Below are 15354 nucleotides of genomic sequence, written 5' to 3' on the forward strand. Positions count from 1 at the left end.
AGGCCTTCAGATTCGGAGATGGCATGGACCGGCCGCAGCCGACACACAGGTCTGGATGATGACGGGGTCATCGGGGTTGGCGGTGGTCAGGTCCCCCGTGCGGAGGTCGCGGACACTGCCCTCGGTCATGGGGACGACGCAGTTGAAGCAGATGCCCATCCGGCAGCCCGACGGCATCAGCACGCCGGCTTCCTCGCCCGCGTCGAGCAGGGTGGTGGAGGCGTCGGCCGCGGTGGTGATTCCTGAGCGTGTGAAGGTGATCTCCCCGCCCTCGCCGACGGCGTGGATCCGGGGGCGGAACCGCTCGGTGTGCAGGTGGTCGGCCAGGCCGGCGTCGGCCCAGTGTGCCTCGGCGTCGTCGAGCAGGGCGGTGGGGCCGCAGGCCCAGGTGTGCCGGGTGCGCCAATCCGGGACGACGGAGTCGAGCTCGGTCACGGGCAGCACGCCCGCCGCCCTCGTGAAGCGGGTGATCAGCCGGATCCGACCCGCGTCGGCGAGCGCCCGGAGCTCGGTGCGGAACAGCATCTCCTCGGGGGTGGGCGCGGAGTGGACCACCACCACGTCCCGCGGCAGCGGCGAGTTGCGCAGCATCCCCATGACGGGGGTGATCCCGCTGCCGGCGGTGAGGAACAGCACGGCGTCCGGCACCTGGCTGGGGAGGACGAAGTCTCCCGTGGCCTGGTCCAGCAGGATCACGGCCCCGGGCCTGAGGTGCGCCTTGACGTAGTTGCTGACCTTGCCCTCAGCGATGGCCCGGATGGTCAGCGTGATGGTGCCCGCGTCGTTGACCGGGCTGGTGATGGAGTAGGCGCGCCACTGGCGGACCCCGTCGACGTCCACGCCGATGCGGGTGTACTGGCCGGGCTTGTGGGTGCGCCACCCGCGCCCCGGCCTGATGACCACCGTGGTGGCGCTGGCGGTCTCGGGGCGGACTGCCACGACGCGGCCGCGCAGGTCCGCGCCGGAGCGCAGCGGGTCGATCAGGTCAAGGAAGTCCTCGGGGAGCAGTGGCGTGGCGAGCGCCTCGGCCACCTTCCGGGCCCCCGAGCGGGCCTGTCTCAGCACGCGCTTGACCACCGAGCTGTGCGCCTGAGGCGGGGCGCCGGTGGCGCCCTGAAGAGTCATTACCTACAAGGTTACGCTACCGTAGGTAAGCGCTCAAACAGCGCGTTTCAGCCCCTAGCCGGGGCGTCTGAGCGCGGCCACCAGACCCACCGTCGCCGAGGCCAGGGCGAGCGACCCCGCGACCACCCACCAGAGCCCGAGCGCATCGTCGGGCAGGGCGGTCAGGACGATCACTCCGGCCCCCACCGCGACACTCACGCCCACGAAACCCGCCAGCCCTCGCACCATCCGGTGAGCCGCGCGGCCGGTGATCGTCGCGTACGACGGCGCCGCCGCGGCGAACGCGACGCTCAGGTGGAACACGGCCACCAGGCCGGCCACCGCCAGCCACTCCCACCACGACGAGCCCGCGCCCCCGGACAGCCACGACAGGGCGACGACGGCGACCAGCCCCAGCGGTGCCGCGGAGTCCGGGCGCACCACCGACGCGAACGCCATCAGCACCGCGACCGCAAACAGGGCGGACGAGACCACCGTCGGGAACCACACCGCGCACAGGGCCGCGGTGGACAGGCCCGACGCGAGGACCACCATCCGCAGCACCCACTGCTGACCACTGGTGATCCGCAGCGCGTAGATCCACGCGGCGACCAGTTCGGCGAGGTCCCTCATCGGCCGAGCACCCGCCTCGGGGCGGAGCGCGCCGCCTCCATCGAGAGCAGCACGCTCGCCAGGCTGCTCGTCCCACGCCACGGAGTCACCGGGATGCCGATGCCGCGCAGCCGCTCGATGGCGTCGTCGCGCTCCATCCGGCGCATCATCCAGGCCTCGCCGAGGAAGGTGTCGCGGCGGAAAGCCCCGATGTCCTCGAACCGCCCGATCCCCTCCGGCAGCGTGTCCACCGCGATCACCTCCGCACCGAGTCTGCGGAGCCGCACCAGTTCGTCCTGCGACTCCCGCTCCAGCAGCGGCGAGCAGAAGAACACCAGCATCCCGCTGGTCACCGTGCCGACGGGCCGCAGCATGTCCCAGTCCGGCACGCTGCGATTCGCCCGCGACAGCACGTTGAGCACCACCCTCGCCTGGCGGGGCCCGGTGCCGGAGCGGACATGGCCGATCCGTCGGCCGAGGTCGTGGACCGCCACGCGGTCCCCGAAGCCGACGTAGTGGCGGGAGATCGCCGCGACCGCGCGCACCGTCGCATCCAGGCTCGTGGGCGCCGTCGGATCCGCGGGGACCACGTCGAGGAGGGTGTCGACGACGATGAGGACGTCCGTGTCGCGCTCGGTCAGCGTCGAGTTGACGTGCACCTTCCCCAGCCGCGACGTCACCCGCCAGTTGATCCGCCTCAGCCTGTCCCCGGGGCGGAACTCGCGCACATCGGCCAGGTCGCTGCCGTCGCCACGATGCCGAGAGCGGTGCATGCCGACGATGCCGATCGGATGGGCCACCCCGCTGCCGCCCTCCAGCGTCGAGGACGCCGGCCGCACGGTGATCTGCACGCGGGGCAGCGCGGCCGAGGCGCGCCAGCTCCCGCTCAGGTCCGCCACGGACACCGAGCCGGGGCCCACGTCGTAGCGACCCCAGCGCTCGGGCTGCACCGCGACACTCGAGCCCTCAACGGCCACCGCATCCAGCACCGTGCCGGCGTCGGGCTCCACCGCGATCCCCGGCCGCACCGGCCACTGCAGCGTGACAACGGACGACGGCCACGCCTGCGACGCGCGAGTCACCAGCGGCACCGACTCCCCCTCGGGCACCACCACCGCCTTCGGCCTCACCTCCACTTCGGGTTCGCCGCGCCGTCGAACCGCCCACGCCCACGCCAGGTGGACGACGAAGGGCGCCATCAGGACCGCGACGTCGGCCCGCTGCGCGACGATCGCGAGCACGCCCAGCACCGCCGCGACCCCGAGGGACCGCAGCAGCGCGGGGGTGTGCGTGACCTGCATCAGAGGCTCTCCGCGTCCGGCACCGGCACCACGTCCAGGACCGCCCGAACGATCGATTCCGGCGCTACGTTGTTGAGCCACAGCTCCGGCCGGATCACGATCCGGTGCCCGAGCGCGGGCACGGCGAGGCGCTTGATGTCCTCGGGGATGACGAAGTCGCGGCCCTCGATCAGCGCCAGCGCCCGCGAGCACAGCAGCAGCGACAGCGACCCTCGCGGCGACGCCCCCACCATCGTGTCCTGATGCTCACGCGTGGCGCGGACCAGATCGATGGCGTAGCGGCCCACCGATTCCGCCACGTGGATGTTCTCGACGCAGTCCTGCACGGCGAGCAGCCCGGCAGGGCCGAGGACGGCGTCGACCACGATCTCCTCCCGCCGTCGCCCCATCCGCCGGGAGAGCACGTCCCACTCCTCGTCGAGCGACGGATACCCGAAGGCCAGCCGCAGCAGGAACCGGTCGAGCTGAGCCTCGGGCAGCGGGTAGGTGCCCTCGTGCTCGATCGGGTTCGCGGTGGCCAGCACGTGGAAGGGTCGCGGCAGCACGAACGTGTGCCCCTCGACGGTGACCTGCCGCTCCTGCATCGCCTCCAGCAGCGCGGACTGGGTCTTGGGCGGCGTGCGGTTGATCTCGTCGGCGAGGAGGAGTCCGGTGAAGATGGGGCCCTCGCGGAAGCTGAATTCGCTGGTGTGCTGGTCGAAGATGTAGGAGCCGGTGAGGTCGGCGGGGAGCAGGTCCGGGGTGAACTGGGCGCGGGTGAACTCCAGGCCGAGCGCCTGCGCCAGGGAGCGCGCCGCCAACGTCTTGCCCAGACCGGGCAGGTCCTCGAGCAGCACGTGGCCGCCGGCGAGCACACCCGCCAGCACCAGGGTCATCTGATCGCGCTTCCCCACGAGGGCGGTGTCGACGGCGTCGAGCACCTGCTGCACGAGCGAGGTGGCCTGGGCCTGGGTGAGCGCGGCGGGGGTGCTCATAGCGAATCGATCTCCTTGAGGTGGGCGTGCAAGGTCTTGCGGTTGAGCACCTGGGGGTGCTCGGCCTCCGCGCTGCGGAGGTAGGTCAGCAGCGCGGGCGAGAGGTGTGCGTCGGCGCCGTCGAGGGGGTCGGCGCCGCGGGCGGGTCGATCGATGCGCCCGGAGGTGACCAGGCGCCTCACGGTGAGCTCGGTGAGTTGGCGGGCGACGCGCCGGGAGTCGAAGCCCCGGCCCGGCTGCGCGTGGGCGAGGACCGAGGCGAGGCGGCGGGTGCGGATGTCGGCCTGGAAGTGCGGGGAGCGGGTGTGCCAGGACGGCTGCTTCCACTCCGGCTGGTCCGCGGCGGGCAGGACCTGGTTGACGGCCCACGACGCCGCGGCCGCCACCATTCCGGCGACAAGCGCCAGGGTGGGCTCGACTCGGAGATAGGCCACGTCGTCGATCAGGATGAACAGCGAGGCGACGCCGATCCCGACGGCGAGCCGGGCGATGAGGCTCCATGCGGCCGTCACGGCGCCGCCCTCCCGCTGAGCTGCGCGCTGAGGGCCTCAAGGGCGGAGACGGCACGGTCGCGGTGGGCGTCCGTGAGCTCGTGGGTGGAGAACATCGCCTGGCGATACAACTCGGCGAGTTCCTCGAGGGCCGCGGCGTCCACCACCGCCCGGCTCAGCACCTCGACGGTGAACTCCTGGGACGTCTGCGCGGGCTTCCTGAAGATGCCCGACGAGACCGCGGCCTGCTCGAGCCGCCGCCAGCACGCGATGACGGCGCCGTCGACGGCCATGCCCAGACGGAGCTCCTCGACCGTCTCGTCCAGCGCCTCGACCAGTTCCTCGTCGTCGATCTCCGGGATCTCGGACTCGGCGCCGGTGGGTTCGGCAGCGTGCCGACGCTCGGTCCTGATCAGCTCACCGGACAGGCGGTAGAGGAAGGTCCCGATCAGCGCGAGGAGTGCGACGGCGGCAAGGATCCGGACCACATCGTCGGCCCACCCCGGCAGCACCAGAGGCTCCACGTCCGGCATGGGATACACCGGAGACTGTGACGGCAGCGGGTTGAGGCTGGGGAGGGGGACCTCGGGCCCGAGTGTCGCGGTGGGTGTGGGTCTGGGGAGGACCTCGACCAGCGGAGGCCGCGGGCTGGTGGCGCCGAGCGTGACAAGGATGAGGACAATGAGCGCGACGGCGATGACGAGGGGGAGGGTTCCGCCTCGTCGCGGCGGCTTCGGTGCGTCCACAAGGGTGGAGTCTACGGACAGGCCTGCGGCAGTTGTTCCTCCAGAACGGTCCTCGAGGCCCTCAGGGGGGCGAGAGCGGTTCTGGAGGAACACTGACCGCACGCTGGGCTCCTGCCGGGCGGGCTCACTGGATGGAGGACTCCGCGCGGCCGCCGTCGACGAGGTTGACCGTCACGACGTCGTCGCCGGACTTCACGCTGTGCTGCCTGAAGGCCTCCACCACGTGCTGGATCACTGCGTCCTGCGCGGTACGCGTCTCCAACTGGCGGGCTCCGGACCAGAAGCGGAGATCCATCTTGACCGTGGCCGTGCCGATCTCGCGCAGTAGGGCCTCAGGCGCCGGCTCCGAGAGGATCGACGGGATCTCCCGCATCGCCTCCAATGCCACAAGCCGCGCATGGGTCAGGTCTGTGGCGTCGTCGAGTCCACGGTCACCGTCGAGCGGACACGCTCATATCCCGTCTGGACTGTGACGATCTCCGAGTGCAGGGATGAGTTGGGAATCAGGACCAGCCGGCCGTCGAACGTGCGCAGGGCGGTGTGGGACAGACCCATTTCGCTGACCGTTCCGGAGTGGTCGAGCACAGAGATCTGGTCGCCGACGCGGAACCTGTCCCGGGCCAGGATCACGATGCCGGCGAACATGTTGCCCAGCACGGTCTGGAACGCGATGCCGGCCGCCAGGGAGACGATGGTGATGCCACCCAGGACATCGACGGGCTTCACGCTGGGGAACACCACGGTGATCGCGGCCGCGGCGGAGAGCACGACGATCACGCCCTGCGCCAGCCCGGAGAATACGCGGGTGGAGCTCTCGCTGCGGCCGCGCCAGGTGAGGAACCTCTCCGCGACGAGCCTCGCCACGAAACCGACCCCCACTCCGACGAGCAGCACAATCAGGCCGGTCAGCACCGCCTGCCAGGTGATGGGTGGGAGATCGATCACGGTCGCGGCTCCTCTCGTCGCTCCTCCGAGCCTACGACGGCAGGCACTCCCGCCTTGCCGCGTACATAGGATTCGGGGCATGGGTGAACGGGTGGTCGACGCGGTGGTCATCGGGGCGGGCCACAACGGGCTGGTCGCGGCCACCCTGCTGGCCGACGCGGGCTGGGACATCCTCGTCCTCGACGGGCGGTCCAAGGCTGGAGGCGCCGTCGCACATCGGGAGATCGACGGGTTCGTCGTCGACGAGTTCTCCTCCTGCTACCCGCTGGGGAAGGCCTCCCCCGTGCTGCGGGCGCTGGAATTGGAGCGCCACGGGCTCGAGTGGGCGGACCGGCGCCCGGCCGTGGTGCACGTCTCCTCCTCCCACGACGCTCTGGGCTCCGCCATCGAGGCCACGCCCGAGGAGACTGCGGCCTCGCTGGAGGCGGACCACCCCGGCGATGGCGAGGCGTGGCTGAGGCTCGTCTCGGGCTGGCGGCGGGTGAAGGATCCGCTGCTGGACGCGCTGCTGCGCGGCTGGGCGCCGGTGGGCGGCGGGGCCCGGCTGGCCGGGGCGCTGGGGGCTGCGGGGTTGCTGGACTTCGCGCGCTTCGCGCTCCTGCCGTCGGACCGGATGGGGCAGGAGCGGTTCGGGGGGAACCGCGCCCGCGACCTCCTCGCCGGCAACGCCATGCACGCGGATGCTTCCCCACTGGCGCCGGTCAGCGGCCTGATGGGGTTCCTCCTGGCGATGCTCGCCCAGGACGTCGGCTTCCCGGTGCCTCGCGGCGGCTCTGGGGCGTTGGCTGGGGCGTTGGTGTCGCGGGCAGCCTCGGCGGGGGCGGCGGTGGAGCTGGCCTCCCCCGTCGTCGGGATCTCGGTCAGCGGAGGGCGGGCGGTCGGGGTGCGGCTGGCGGACGGGACGACGGTGCGGGCGCGGCGCGCGGTGGTCGCGGACGTGTCCGCCACGGCGCTGTACCGCGCGCTGCTGCCGGCCGGCTCTGTCCCAGGAGGTCTGCTCAGACGGCTGGAGCGGTTCGCGTGGGACCCACCGACGCTGAAGGTGAACCTGTTGTTGGGCGGGGCCATGCCGTGGCGGGCGTCGCGGGCGCGGGAGACCGCCGTCGTGCACGCGGGGTTGTCGTCGCGGGAACTGGTGCGCTGGCACGCCGACATCGCGGCCGGGGAGGTCCCGGACCGGGCGTTCGCCCTGGTGGGGCAGATGACCACGGCGGACCCGTCGCGTTCGCCGTCGGGCACGGAGTCGCTGTGGGCCTACACGCACCTGCCCGTGACGGGGGCCGACGGGGTGGCGCGGTCGCTGGGCACCGTCGAGTCGATGTTCGACGAGCTGGCGCCCGGGTGGCGCGACCTCGAGCAGGGTCGCTGGGTCCAGACTCCGCAGGATCTCGCGGCCGCCAACCCCAACCTCGTCGACGGCGCCCTCGGGGCGGGCACCTCGCAGCTGTTCCAACAGGGGCCGTGGCGTCCGGTGGCCGGCCTGGGCGGGCCGGTCACGCACCTCGACGGGCTCTACCTGGCCTCGGCCGGCACCCACCCCGGCGGAGGCGTTCACGGTGGCGCGGGCTTCAACGCCGCCAGGGCAGCGCTGCGGGGCGCGGCGTGGTGGTCGCGGCCGGTCAGCCGGGCGGCGACGCGGGCACAGCTGTGGCTGCAGCGCCGCGACCCGGCCTTCTGACCACGCGCCTCAGAGGGTACGGGTGAGGATCTGCCCGTTGGCGAACTCCACCCACTCCACCTCCCGATGGCCGCGACCCTCAAGCACCGCAAGCAGGATCCGCAGGGTGTCGCCGTGGGAGACGACGGCGAGTTCGGCGCCTGGGGCGTGGGTGTTGCGGAGGGTGGCGACGAAGGTGGTGAGCCGGGCGTGCACGTCGCGGACCGACTCACCCCCACCCCATCGGATCTCGCTGATGTGCTGGCCGTCCGGGACCGGTTCGGCTGTGAGCTCGTCGTAGGTCAGACCCTCCAGCGCGCCGAGGGCCTGCTCGCGCAGGAGCGGCGTCCGGTGGGTCGGGACCCCACGAGGGGCCGCGATGGCCTCAGCCGTCTGGAGCGCGCGGAGCTGGTCCGAGGTGACGACGGCGGCCAGCGGGACGTCGGCGAGCGCGAGGGCGGCGCCGTCGGCCTGTGCCCGGCCGAGGGCGGTGAGCGGCACGTCCATCCGCTGCCCTTGGAGGCGCCGCTCCAGGTTCCAGGTGGACTGACCGTGGCGGACCAGGTGGAGGATCACGGCGCGCCTACCACCCGCGACCCGCAGGTCCCGGCGACGGCTCGGCCTCGCCATCGACGAAGGGCTGCGCGCCTCCCGGCCACGCCTTGGCGTCGCGGCCGGTGATCCAGCGGTAACCCACGCTCACCCTCCGGGACTCGCGCTCGATCCCGGCGAGGTCCGGGCGCGCATCGCTTCCCACCAGCACAACGTTGCCGAAGCGTTTCCCCTTGTGGACCACCGGTTCCGCGCCCAGGAACAGGTGCGGCCAGCGCTCGGCGAGCCCGCCGGCCAGCCGCTTGCCCCAGGCGAACGGCGCGCGGTCAGTGACGTTGTAGATTACGACGGCCTCGTTGCGGGCCACCCGACGGAGCTCGTCCAGGCACTCGACGGTGGCGAGCTCGCCGGGCACCTGGGCGCCGTCGAACGCGTCGACGATGATGACGTCGGCCCAGGCGTCCGGCATGGCCCGCAGGCCCGCGCGGCCGTCGATGTCGCGGACCTTGATCCCGGAGCGCGGGGACAACGGGAGCTTGCGCCGGACCTCCTCGGTGAGCTCCGCGTCCGGCTCGCACACCACCTGGGCCGTGCCCGGCCGGCGCCAGGCGACCCACCGGGGAATGGACATGCCCGCGCCGCCCAGGTGGACGATGCGGAGCCGGCGGTCGACGGGGGCGCCGAGGACGGTGTGGTCCAGAACCATCGCGATGTGCTGGACGTATTCGAAGGCCAGGAAGTCCGGCCGGGCCGGATTCACCCACGATTGCGACGTCGGGCCGAACCGCACCCAGAACGCGCCGGGAGTGTCGCGGTCAGGGATGAGGCGGTCCACCAGGCGAGCCTAGCCCGCGTAGACTCCCGCACGCCATGAGCCTCTCCCGCCGCATCCTCGCCCTCGCCGTGCCCGCGTTCGCCGCCCTGGTCGCGCAACCGCTCATGATGCTGGCCGACACGTGGATCGTCGGCACGCTCGGGACCGTCCCCCTGGCGGGTCTCGGCATCGGCTCGGGCCTCCTCACCACCGTCACCGGTCTGATGATCTTCCTGGCCTACGGGTCGACGGCGGTGGTCGCCCGGCAGATCGGCGCCGGCCAGCGGTCCCACGGCATCGGGCTCGGTGTGCAGGCGATGTGGCTGGCGGGGTTGATCGGTCTGAGCGTGGGCGCCGCTGTGTGGGCGACGGCCCCGTGGTTGGCCTCCGCGCTCGGCGCCACCGGCGACATCCACACCCACGCGGTCACCTACCTGCGCTGGTCCATCCCCGGGCTGCCCGGAATGCTGGTGATGCTCGCCGCGACAGGCACCTTCCGCGGCCTCGCGGACGCCCGCACGCCGCTGGTGCTGTCCATCGGCAGCGCGGTCCTCAACCTGGTCCTCAACGTGGCGCTGGTGTTCGGCGCGGGGATGGGGATCGCCGGCGCCGCGCTCGGCACCGCGCTCGCCGAGGTGGCCCTGGGGACGACGGCGGCCGCCCTGGTAGCGGTGCAGGCCCGTCGCGCCGGGGCCCGGCTGAGCCCGTCGTGGGCGGAGATGATGGGCAGCCTCGCCGTCGGGGTTCCGCTGCTGCTGCGGACCGTCACGCTGCGGATCGCCCTGCTGATCACCACGTACGTCGCGGCCGCGCAGGGCGCCGCCGGACTGGCTGCCCACCACATCGTCATGCAGGTGTGGGGGCTGATGGCCTACGCGCTCGACGCCCTGGCCATCGCCGGGCAGACCATCATCGGCACCGCCCTGGGCGCCGGCGACGCCCGCGAGGCCCGCTCGTCGACCCGGCTGATGACCTGGTGGTCGGTGGGCGCTGGCGCAGTGATCGGGCTGGTCGCGGTGCTGCTGCGGCAACCCGTGGCCTCGTTCTTCTCCCCCGACGACGAGGTCAGCGCCCTGGTGGCCCGGTTGCTGGTGATCGTGGCGGTGGCGCTGCCGCTGGCCGGGTACGTGTACCTGCTCGACGGGGTGCTGATCGGGGCGGGCGACGGACGTTACCTGGCCATCGCCGGCGTGATCACCGTGGTGGTCTACGCGCCGGTGGCGCTGTTCGGGCTGACCCTGCCCGCCGGGGAGCCTGGGTTGACCTGGCTGTGGGTGTCGTTCAGCGGGGTGTTCATGGGCGCACGCGCGGTCACCCTGGGGCTGCGGGCGCGCGGCGACCACTGGATCCGCCTCGGCGGCTGACCACGATCAGGCGTCGGCCCGGTCCGGCATGGGGATCGACGTCGCCGCCCAGCTGGCCAGCAACTGGAGCGCGTGCTCAGAGGCCGACCCCGGCTCGGCCGCATACACCGTCATCGCCACTCCCCCGCCCGTGCGGAGGTCCACCGTCTCGTAGGCCAGCGTGAGGTCGCCCACCACCGGATGATGGAAGTGCTTGGTGCCCGCAGCATGGATGCGGACGTCGTGAGCGCTCCACCGTCGGCGGAACTCCTCGCTGCGCGTCGACAGCTCACCGACCAGCTCGTGGAGCTGCCGGTCGCGGGGGTCGCGGCCGGCCTCGGTGCGCAGGTTGGCCACGGTGATGTCGGCGAAGTAGTCCCAGTCCGGGTAGAACCGCCGGGCGGCCTCGTCGAGGAAGGTGAAGCGTGCGAAGTTGGGCCGCGGATCCTTGAGCAGGTCCGAGTAGAGCGCCCTCCCAAGGTGGTTGGCGGCCAGCAGGTCCCCGCGGCCGTTCCCGATCGCCGCCGGAGCGTCGCGCATCGCGTCGAGGATCCACTGCAGCCCGGGGGTGGGGGTCCACTGCTTGTCGGAGCGACGACGCGGCCTCGCCACCATCCCGCCGCCCTGGGCCGCCGATGCGAGGTCGAAGAGGTGCTCGCGCTCGGCGTCGTCGAGGCGCAGCGCCCGCACGATCGCCTCCAGCACCGACGGCGACGCCCCCGCCAGTTGCCCCCGCTCCAGCTTGGAGTAGTACTCGACGCTCATCCCCGCCAGCGTCGCGACCTCACTCCGCCGCAGCCCCGGCACCCGACGCTGCCCGGACGCGGGCACGCCGGCCTGCTGCGGGGTGATCTTGGCGCGCCGGCTGGTGAGGAACTCGCGCACTGCGTCTCGGTTGTCCACCCACCCACGGTAACGCCGCCCGTCGCGCCCGAGGGATGCCCTGCCGGTACACCTCATGACAGGCCCTTTCCCGGAGGGTGCGGGGCGGGTTTCATGGGTGATGGGTGAGTGCGGGCAACGGTCAGCACCCCAGGACTATGAGGAGAACACCATGCGTGGAGTTGTGATGTACGGACCCGGCGACGTTCGCGTCGAGGACCGCGACAGGCCGGCCATCGTCAAGCCCACCGACGCCATCCTGCGCGTCACCGCGTCGTGCATCTGCGGCTCGGACCTGTGGCCGTACCGCGGGATCGAGCACCAGGACGGGCCCACGCCGATGGGCCACGAGTACGTCGGCGTGGTCGAGGAGGTGGGCAGCGACGTCCGCACGGTGAAGCCGGGGGACTTCGTCGTCGGCTCCTTTTTCGCCTCCGACAACACGTGCGAGATCTGCGCGTCGGGCTACCACACCCACTGCGTGCAGCGCCAGGCTGCGGCGTCGACGGGGGGCCAGGCCGAGTTCCTGCGCGTCCCGCTGGCCGACGGCACCCTCGTCGCCACGCCCGGCATGCCCGACGACGACCTGGTTCCTTCCCTGCTGGCCGCCTCCGACGTGCTGGGGACGGGCTGGTTCGCGGCTGTCGCGGCGGAGGCCGGGCCGGGCAAGACTGTCGCGGTGGTGGGCGACGGCGCCGTCGGCCTCCTCGGCATCCTCGCCGCCAAGCAGCTGGGCGCGGAGCGGATCATCGCGATGAGCCGCCACGCGGACCGTCAGGCGCTGGCTCGGGAGTTCGGAGCCACGGACATCGTCGAGGAGCGCGGCGACGAGGGCGTGGCCCGGATCAAGGAGCTCACCGGCGGGCTGGGTGCGCACTCGACGATCGAGGCGGTGGGCACGCAGGAGTCGATGATGCAGGCCATCCAGGCCACGCGCGCCGGCGGGCATGTGGGGTACGTGGGTGTCGCGCACGACGTGAGCCTGCCGGGCATGGAGCTGTTCTTCTCCGGTGTTCACCTGCACGGCGGCCCGGCGCCGGTGCGTCGCTTCCTGCCTCAGCTGATCGACCTGATCTGGCGCCGCGAGATCGACCCTGGCAAGGTCTTCGACCTGACGCTCCCGCTGGATCGGGCGGCCGAGGGCTACACCGCCATGGACGAGCGCACCGCCATCAAGGTGCTCCTGACTCCTCCCGTTGGCAGATGATCCTCCAACTGGCTGAGCATCTTCCGGCTGTACGGCCACTGAGCGCCCTACCTCCGCTGGCTGAGGTGCCGCGTAGCGGCCTCGAAGCCTCAAGAAAGTGACCTTGTCAGCTCACGTTTCCTAGGCTTCGAGGCTCGTCGCTGCGCTCCTCGCTCCTCAGCCAGCGGATGGGCGCTGCCAGCGGGAGCGGCGAGGGGCAGTGCCGGCGCTGCCCGGCCGCCGGCTTGAGGGGGGAAGGTAGCGTCGATGCCATGCGACGACTCGCCCCAGCCGCCCTTGCGCTCGCCGGACTCGCCGCCTGTTCGGGCCCGGCCGAGACACCCCCTACCACGTCTGCGCCCAGCCCGGACACGTCCTCAGCCCCCGCTCCCACCGCCTCCGCCACGACCCCTGCCGCAGAGAGCACCGTTCCGGAGACGCACGAGTTCACCGTCGTGGAGCACGAACGCTTCGACGAGCCGTGGGCGCTGGCGTTCCTCCCCGGAACCGGCACCATGGCCGTCACCGAGCGCGGCGGCACCCTCAAACTCCGCGACCCCGACGGCACGGTTCGGGAAGTCAGCGGAGTCCCCGACGTCGTGGCCGCGGGCCAGGGCGGCCTCGGCGACCTCATCCCCGGCCCAACCTTCGCCGACGACGGCACCGTCTACCTCTGCTGGGTGGAGCGCGGCGACGGCGGCACCGGCGCCGTCGTGGGGCACGCCCGCCTGGACGTCGAGGCAGCCACGCTCAGCGCCGTCGACACCATCTGGGAGCAGACCCCGAAGGTGGACGGCGACGGCCACTTCTCGCACCGACTGCTGATTCAGGACGATCACCTGTTCGTCAGCTCCGGAGACCGCCAGAAGTTCGATCCCGCCCAGGCGATGGACGGCAACCTCGGAAAGATCGTGCGCCTCACCCTCGACGGGGACCCTGCGCCTGAGAACCCGTGGGCCACCGACGGCGGTGTCGCGGCCGAGTTCTGGAGCATCGGCCACCGCAACCCGTTGGGGTTGGCGGTCGACGACGAGGGTCGGCTCTGGGCCTCGGAGATGGGTCCGCAGGGCGGCGACGAACTCAACCTCGTCGTCGCGGGGGCGAACTACGGCTGGCCGGAGGCCTCGAACGGGTCCCACTACGGCGGCGGGGAGATCCCCGACCACACCGACGGCGATGGGTTCGAGCCCCCGAAGGCGTTCTGGACGCCGAGCATCTCGCCCGGATCGCTGATGATCTACACCGGTGACCTGTTCCCCGCCTGGAAGGGCAACGCCTTCCTCGGCGCGCTGTCCGGAGAGGCCCTCGTGCGGGTGGACCTCGACGGCGAGGCGGCGAGCCCTGCGGAGAACTGGCCCATGGGTGCCCGCATCAGGGCGGTGGCGGAGGCACCGGACGGGGCGATCTGGCTGGTGCAGGACGGTTCCCGGGGACGCCTGCTCGAGCTCAGGCCCGCTTAGCCCCCCACCGCGGAGGATGGTCCCCAGTGCGGGGCTTCGCGCTCAAGTGAGGTGAGGGAGGGTGCCGCTACGGGCACGTTTTCGCGGGCCGGGCCCAAGCCCTCAGGGTTGGAGTCGTCTGGCGGCCCATCCACTGGCGGTCAGGCGGCACGAGACCCGGTCGTTCAGCCTGCTCGGCTGGCCCTGCCAGAACTCGAACTCGTCGATCCTCACCCGGTAGCCGCCCCACCCCGGGGGGCACGGCACCTCGTCGACGCCCGCGAAGCGCTCCTGCGTCGCCGCGACCTTGGCCTCCAACTCCGCTCGCGACCCCAACGTCCGCGACTGCCTCGACGCCCAAGCCCCCACCTGGCTGGCCCGCGGCCTGCTCCGGAAGTACTCCTCGTTCTCCTCGGCAGTCAGCCGATCCACGTCGCCCACCGCGCGGACCTGGCGCATCAGGGTGGGCCACCACAGGTTGATCGCAGCCGACGGCGTCGCGAACAGCTCGTCGCCCTTGGGCGAGTCGTAGTGGGAGAAGAACACCAGCCCCGACGGCGACGCCTCCTTCAGCAGCAGCACCCGGCTGCGTGGGCGGCCGTCCAGGCCGACGGTGGACACCGTCATCGCTGTCGGCTCGACCTCCTCGGAGGCCAACGCGTCCGCGATCCACGAGTCCAGGAAGGCCCACGGGTCGAACGAGCCCAGGTCTGCGGGGAGGCCCTCGCCGGAGTAGTCACGTCTGACGTCTCGGAGTGTGGCGTTCATGCCTTCATCAAACCAGTGACCGGGGGGTCATGGATCCCGGGGTGGCGTGCGGGCGAGGGCCGACCCCGCGGCCGCCACCCGCTTCGGGTCGCCGACGGCGCAGAACTCGCCCCACCACCGGCTCAGCGGGGATATCGTCGACGCAAGGAGGCCCCCCATGAGCTACGACATCCTCGTCTTCGATCCCGCCTCGGTGCCTCGCGACATCGAGCCGTTCCTGGCCTGGACCGAAGGCCTCGGCTACGGCGGCGCCGGCCTGGATCTCGATGATCCCGAGAACGGCACCATCGCCCTGCGCAGCTGGTACTCGGACTTCACCGAGAGCTTCCCGCCCGTCAACGGTCCCCTGGCTGACGCCGACGACGGCACAACAACCTACCGGTGCGGCTCGTCGTTCACGATGGCTCTGTGCCCCAGCGGGGAATCGCGCAAGGCCGTGGAGGCCGCCCGGAACCTGGCCAGGAAGCACGGGGTGGGATTCTTCGACCCCAACACCGACGACGACCCGATCTATCCCGCCGAGCAGCCGTAGCCTCCGCA

The 15354-nt window shown here is 72.0% G+C and carries 17 protein-coding genes; 5 read left to right on the forward strand and 12 right to left on the reverse strand.

From position 1 onward, the window contains the following. Positions 1–6 precede the first annotated feature (6 nt). The 8 genes from H5398_RS01650 to H5398_RS01685 all read right to left on the reverse strand — a co-directional run bounded on the left by H5398_RS01650 (position 7) and on the right by H5398_RS01685 (position 6173). Positions 7–1125, reverse strand: coding sequence for a ferredoxin reductase (locus tag H5398_RS01650; protein WP_182798752.1), 1119 nt, complete (start codon positions 1123–1125; stop codon positions 7–9). Between the two features lie 54 nt (positions 1126–1179). Continuing rightward, positions 1180–1737 (reverse strand): hypothetical protein, encoded by a 558-nt coding sequence (locus H5398_RS01655; RefSeq protein ID WP_182798753.1) that lies wholly within the window; start codon positions 1735–1737, stop codon positions 1180–1182. Next, complete coding sequence (locus H5398_RS01660; protein ID WP_182798754.1) at positions 1734–3017, reverse strand: DUF58 domain-containing protein; 1284 nt, start codon at positions 3015–3017, stop codon at positions 1734–1736. The genes H5398_RS01655 and H5398_RS01660 overlap by 4 nt, the downstream gene beginning before the upstream one ends. Further along, entirely contained in the window at positions 3017–3991 is a 975-nt protein-coding gene (locus H5398_RS01665; RefSeq protein ID WP_182798755.1) for a MoxR family ATPase, read from the reverse strand. The genes H5398_RS01660 and H5398_RS01665 overlap by 1 nt, the downstream gene beginning before the upstream one ends. After that, on the reverse strand, positions 3988–4503 hold the full coding sequence (locus H5398_RS01670) for a hypothetical protein (RefSeq protein WP_182798756.1): 516 nt from the start codon (positions 4501–4503) through the stop codon (positions 3988–3990). Before H5398_RS01670 ends, H5398_RS01665 begins: the two co-directional genes overlap by 4 nt. Next, the gene (locus H5398_RS17640) at positions 4500–5228 is read right to left on the reverse strand and encodes a DUF4129 domain-containing protein (protein ID WP_182798757.1); all 729 of its coding nucleotides are present in this window, start codon (positions 5226–5228) and stop codon (positions 4500–4502) included. The genes H5398_RS01670 and H5398_RS17640 overlap by 4 nt, the downstream gene beginning before the upstream one ends. 124 nt (positions 5229–5352) lie before the next feature. Next, entirely contained in the window at positions 5353–5616 is a 264-nt protein-coding gene (locus H5398_RS01680) for a hypothetical protein (RefSeq protein WP_182798758.1), read from the reverse strand. Positions 5617–5630: 14 nt separating this feature from the next. Then, entirely contained in the window at positions 5631–6173 is a 543-nt protein-coding gene (locus H5398_RS01685) for a mechanosensitive ion channel domain-containing protein (RefSeq protein ID WP_182798759.1), read from the reverse strand. Between the two features lie 79 nt (positions 6174–6252). Between H5398_RS01685 and H5398_RS01690 the strand changes: the two genes are divergently transcribed. Then, positions 6253–7851, forward strand: coding sequence for an NAD(P)/FAD-dependent oxidoreductase (locus tag H5398_RS01690; RefSeq protein ID WP_182798760.1), 1599 nt, complete (start codon positions 6253–6255; stop codon positions 7849–7851). A gap of 9 nt (positions 7852–7860) precedes the next feature. Here H5398_RS01690 and H5398_RS01695 read toward each other — a convergent pair whose 3' ends face one another. Together H5398_RS01695 and H5398_RS01700 are read right to left on the reverse strand one after the other, a co-directional pair. Further along, positions 7861–8406, reverse strand: coding sequence for a histidine phosphatase family protein (locus tag H5398_RS01695; RefSeq protein WP_370586022.1), 546 nt, complete (start codon positions 8404–8406; stop codon positions 7861–7863). Positions 8407–8413: 7 nt separating this feature from the next. Then, positions 8414–9217, reverse strand: coding sequence for a spermidine synthase (locus tag H5398_RS01700; RefSeq protein WP_370586023.1), 804 nt, complete (start codon positions 9215–9217; stop codon positions 8414–8416). Positions 9218–9252: 35 nt separating this feature from the next. Here H5398_RS01700 and H5398_RS01705 point away from each other — a divergent pair, with 35 nt between their 5' ends. Then, entirely contained in the window at positions 9253–10560 is a 1308-nt protein-coding gene (locus tag H5398_RS01705; protein ID WP_182798762.1) for an MATE family efflux transporter, read from the forward strand. A gap of 6 nt (positions 10561–10566) precedes the next feature. Here H5398_RS01705 and H5398_RS01710 read toward each other — a convergent pair whose 3' ends face one another. After that, positions 10567–11442, reverse strand: a complete 876-nt coding sequence (locus H5398_RS01710) for a helix-turn-helix domain-containing protein (protein ID WP_182798763.1) — start codon at positions 11440–11442, stop codon at positions 10567–10569. 151 nt (positions 11443–11593) lie between these two features. Between H5398_RS01710 and H5398_RS01715 the strand changes: the two genes are divergently transcribed. Then, positions 11594–12628, forward strand: a complete 1035-nt coding sequence (locus H5398_RS01715) for a zinc-dependent alcohol dehydrogenase family protein (protein ID WP_182798764.1) — start codon at positions 11594–11596, stop codon at positions 12626–12628. A 251-nt stretch (positions 12629–12879) separates the two neighbouring features. Beyond that, a complete protein-coding gene (locus H5398_RS01720) occupies positions 12880–14067 on the forward strand; it encodes a PQQ-dependent sugar dehydrogenase (protein ID WP_182798765.1) in 1188 nt (395 codons plus the stop codon). Between the two features lie 102 nt (positions 14068–14169). Here H5398_RS01720 and pdxH read toward each other — a convergent pair whose 3' ends face one another. Beyond that, the gene (gene pdxH, locus H5398_RS01725; protein WP_182798766.1) at positions 14170–14814 is read right to left on the reverse strand and encodes a pyridoxamine 5'-phosphate oxidase; all 645 of its coding nucleotides are present in this window, start codon (positions 14812–14814) and stop codon (positions 14170–14172) included. Between the two features lie 157 nt (positions 14815–14971). Here pdxH and H5398_RS01730 point away from each other — a divergent pair, with 157 nt between their 5' ends. After that, on the forward strand, positions 14972–15346 hold the full coding sequence (locus H5398_RS01730) for a hypothetical protein (RefSeq protein WP_182798767.1): 375 nt from the start codon (positions 14972–14974) through the stop codon (positions 15344–15346). Positions 15347–15354: the final 8 nt, after the last annotated feature.

It is taken from the genome of Tessaracoccus sp. MC1679 (genome assembly GCF_014164775.1).
Taxonomy (GTDB): domain Bacteria; phylum Actinomycetota; class Actinomycetes; order Propionibacteriales; family Propionibacteriaceae; genus Arachnia.

Bases quoted from the DNA above. Each gene is read 5' to 3' on its own strand.
- H5398_RS01650 (WP_182798752.1), bottom strand. From the start codon at position 1,125: ATGACTCTTCAGGGCGCCACCGGCGCCCCGCCTCAGGCGCACAGCTCG.
- H5398_RS01655 (WP_182798753.1), bottom strand. From the start codon at position 1,737: ATGAGGGACCTCGCCGAACTGGTCGCCGCGTGGATCTACGCGCTGCGG.
- H5398_RS01660 (WP_182798754.1), bottom strand. From the start codon at position 3,017: ATGCAGGTCACGCACACCCCCGCGCTGCTGCGGTCCCTCGGGGTCGCG.
- H5398_RS01665 (WP_182798755.1), bottom strand. From the start codon at position 3,991: ATGAGCACCCCCGCCGCGCTCACCCAGGCCCAGGCCACCTCGCTCGTG.
- H5398_RS01690 (WP_182798760.1), top strand. From the start codon at position 6,253: ATGGGTGAACGGGTGGTCGACGCGGTGGTCATCGGGGCGGGCCACAAC.
- H5398_RS01705 (WP_182798762.1), top strand. From the start codon at position 9,253: ATGAGCCTCTCCCGCCGCATCCTCGCCCTCGCCGTGCCCGCGTTCGCC.
- H5398_RS01715 (WP_182798764.1), top strand. From the start codon at position 11,594: ATGCGTGGAGTTGTGATGTACGGACCCGGCGACGTTCGCGTCGAGGAC.
- H5398_RS01720 (WP_182798765.1), top strand. From the start codon at position 12,880: ATGCGACGACTCGCCCCAGCCGCCCTTGCGCTCGCCGGACTCGCCGCC.
- pdxH (WP_182798766.1), bottom strand. From the start codon at position 14,814: ATGAACGCCACACTCCGAGACGTCAGACGTGACTACTCCGGCGAGGGC.
- H5398_RS01730 (WP_182798767.1), top strand. From the start codon at position 14,972: ATGAGCTACGACATCCTCGTCTTCGATCCCGCCTCGGTGCCTCGCGAC.